This is a genomic window from Micromonospora sp. CPCC 206060 (assembly GCF_036906895.1).
In the GTDB taxonomy this organism is placed as follows: Bacteria; Actinomycetota; Actinomycetes; order Mycobacteriales; family Micromonosporaceae; genus Micromonospora.
This window is the reverse complement of the sequence record NZ_JBAKHU010000180.1, coordinates 1-2,826: the sequence shown is the minus strand read 5'-3', so window position 1 is coordinate 2,826 and position 2,826 is coordinate 1. Positions and strand designations below refer to the sequence as shown.

Below are 2,826 nucleotides of genomic sequence, written 5' to 3'. Positions count from 1 at the left end.
ACCATGATCCAACCCGAACGACCCAGGTCAAGCCGACCCGCCGACGAGCACCTGACCAGTCACCCCGAAGGATGCTCGCTACGGCGACGGGCAGTATCTAACTGACATCAAACCGGGAACTAAGACGCCAGGACAGCTCTCCGCGGCCTTCTTGAGAGTCCCGTGGGCTGGGCGTAAGTTTACGCACTACATAGAAATCGATGTGAGAGGGCTTGAGGTGGTCCAGGGAAGGTCGGGAGTCTTCGTGGTCCCGAACAGTGGGCCGCTGGATCTGACTGGGCGCATCGTCCGCTCTGGGAGGAATTAGGGATGAGGTACATCAAGGTTCTGTGGGAGCATAACTTCCCCGATGATCCTGTGCTCTACCTCAGCGAACTCGGCGAGGATGGCTACGAGGTTCGTAAGGTTCAGCTCTATCGCGACGGAAGGTCCGAGTGGGCCGACGGGCATCATGAGACGGCGACGGTTGGCCTCTCGGAGATTCCCTTTCCGTCGGTTGAGGAAATTTCGAGCCAGTCCGACTGTCGAGCTGAGCTGATAACCTCGGAGGAGTTCGAGCGTGCTTGGAGTGACGCGCGAGCCAAGGCCTAACCTCTAGGTTTAGCATGACCGAGGAGGTCATTCATTCACGCGCGCTGGATTTTTAAGCCAGCTTGCTCGGTGGTCGTTACGGCGTAAATCATCGCCCGCTCCGCCGTCACCGGCGCCCCCGATACCAGTCCGCTCGTGCGGGCGCTGCTGCTGGAACGCCTCGCCTGGGCCGCCGCCCGCCTCCGCAACACCGACACCACCCGCCGCACCCTCGATGCCGTCAACGACGCCTACGACCAGCGCACCGACGGCATCGCCGAACCCGAATGGGTGTACTGGCTCAACCGGACCGAGATCGACGTCATGGCCGCCCGCTGCCTCATCGAACTCGGCACCCCAGCCGCCGCCGAACCCCTCCTCACCCGAGCAATCGCCGCCTACAACCACGACCACGCCCGCGAAGTCGCCCTCTACCAAACCTGGCTCGCCGAAGGCCACGCCAGAGCAGGCGACCTCGACGCCGCCCGCGCCGTCGTCGCCCGTATCGACACCACCGCCATCGACGCCGGCTCCGCGCGCCTCCACCGCCGCATCGCCGCCGTCGACCGGCTCATCGACCGCCGCACGCAGAAGAAGAAACCCGCCAACAGCACCAGACGACCGACCGAGTAGACGCCCCGGCCGACGGCTCGCTCAGCCCAGCGTGCGCCCACGTTGCTGTCACGACTGCTGTCAAAATCGCCAACAATCGATGAGGTGCCGACGGGTAGTTGAGCGAAAGCCCAGCTCTCTGCCAAGATCGACGCCATGACATCGCCACGGCCACCGTAACAACGCCACACGTACTATGTGATCGCCGGTGACGATCCGGTGCTCGTACACAATTGCGGCACCGGGTCCATCTCGAAGAAATTAATGGACGAACACATTTTGGCTCGACATGACGAGAATGCGCCGGAGGCTTTTACTACCTGGAAGGAAAAGTCAAAATTCGAGAGCTGGGTCAAGCCGAAGCGCATCCGCAACTGGGCTAAGTTGGCGATGAGAAAGCCGATCGATGGAACAAACGTTGGCACGGGATCGGCTCATCGGCATATCTTGGATATTGGTAGTGTTCATCCGGTTGGTTACGACAAGAATGGGGATGATCTATTCTCGATTGCGGTCTGGGTAAAAGACGGCGTTGTCGAGAGCGTTCACCCGATATGACGAGGTGACACATGATCGATCTACAAGTGCGAACGGAGTCGGGTGAGATCGTCGCGCGCGGTTCCGTCGGGCTGGATTGGGTGAGCACGCTTCAGTATGTCAATGAAGATGATTTCCCTCTCCTGGGTGGGCTGTTGCCTTACGGGGATACGGTATTTAATTCACGGCAGGCCGGGAGGCTTCGCCGCGAGCTTGCCGGCTTGTCCATTCAAGGTCTCATTGATTATGAAACTGCAGCAGAAATTGAATCTCTCTGTCGGCAGGTCGAAAGCGGATCGCACCTTTATCTCTGGTTTCTAGGCGATTAGGGTGTCGTAACGTCTGCCCGATTGGTGCGGCGCGCCGACAGCGCGCCTCACCAATCGAGGCTGTCGATGAAGACCTGCGCTCCCTCGACATCTAGCTAACAGGGCCGCCGAGGCGGATAGGAGCTGCAAGGACAGCTTCGCAGCAGGCACCAAGGTCGTCATGGCTGACGGTAGTACCCGGCCGATCGAGGATCTGGAGGAAGGGGACCTGGTCCTCGCCACCGATCCGGAGACCGGTAAGACCACCGTCCGAGTCGTCACCGACACCCACATCAACAACGACACCGACCTGACCGACATCACCGTCGAGGACGGCGACGGCAACCGCTCGGTCCTGAACACCACTGCGCACCACCCCTTCTGGAGCGAGGACCGTCAGGAGTGGATCTACGCCGCCGACCTGACCGTCGGTGAGGACCTGCGCTCCCTCGACGGCGAACCGCTGACCGTCGCCGCCGTCGCCTCCTTCACCGGCGCGCAGGTCATGTACGACCTCACCGTCGACACCGACCACACGTACTATATGGTGGCCGGCAACACCCCGGTCCTGGTGCATAACTGCGGGGAGGAAGAGGTCCGGGGCGCGATTCAGAGCGCTTTCCCTGAGCGGAATGTGCGCACTGGCGGCGATGTTCGTCGTCCAGATGGGACGCAATGGACCGATCATGACGTCTACGACGACGATTTTGTGTGCGAGGTGGCATGTAGCGGTGGAGTGACTGGTCAGGTGCTCGTCGGCGGGTCGGCTTGACCTGGGTCGTTCGGGTTGGATCATGGT

General features: G+C 61.2%; 4 protein-coding genes and 2 pseudogenes. All 6 read left to right on the top strand.

Going from position 1 to position 2,826, the window contains the following annotated elements:
* Positions 1-73: 73 nt before the first annotated feature.
* Positions 74-307: pseudogene (locus V6U90_RS34150) on the top strand (HYD1 signature containing ADP-ribosyltransferase family protein); the annotation flags it as partial.
* Positions 308-309: 2 nt separating this feature from the next.
* Complete coding sequence (locus tag V6U90_RS33035; protein WP_334445040.1) at positions 310-591, top strand: DUF6881 domain-containing protein; 282 nt, start codon at positions 310-312, stop codon at positions 589-591.
* An 87-nt stretch (positions 592-678) separates the two neighbouring features.
* Positions 679-1,203: pseudogene (locus V6U90_RS33030) on the top strand (transcriptional regulator); the annotation flags it as partial.
* 177 nt (positions 1,204-1,380) lie between these two features.
* Complete coding sequence (locus V6U90_RS33025) at positions 1,381-1,740, top strand: hypothetical protein (protein WP_334445038.1); 360 nt, start codon at positions 1,381-1,383, stop codon at positions 1,738-1,740.
* Between the two features lie 11 nt (positions 1,741-1,751).
* On the top strand, positions 1,752-2,048 hold the full coding sequence (locus V6U90_RS33020; protein ID WP_334445036.1) for a hypothetical protein: 297 nt from the start codon (positions 1,752-1,754) through the stop codon (positions 2,046-2,048).
* A gap of 160 nt (positions 2,049-2,208) precedes the next feature.
* On the top strand, positions 2,209-2,799 hold the full coding sequence (locus V6U90_RS33015; protein ID WP_334445034.1) for a polymorphic toxin-type HINT domain-containing protein: 591 nt from the start codon (positions 2,209-2,211) through the stop codon (positions 2,797-2,799).
* Positions 2,800-2,826: the final 27 nt, after the last annotated feature.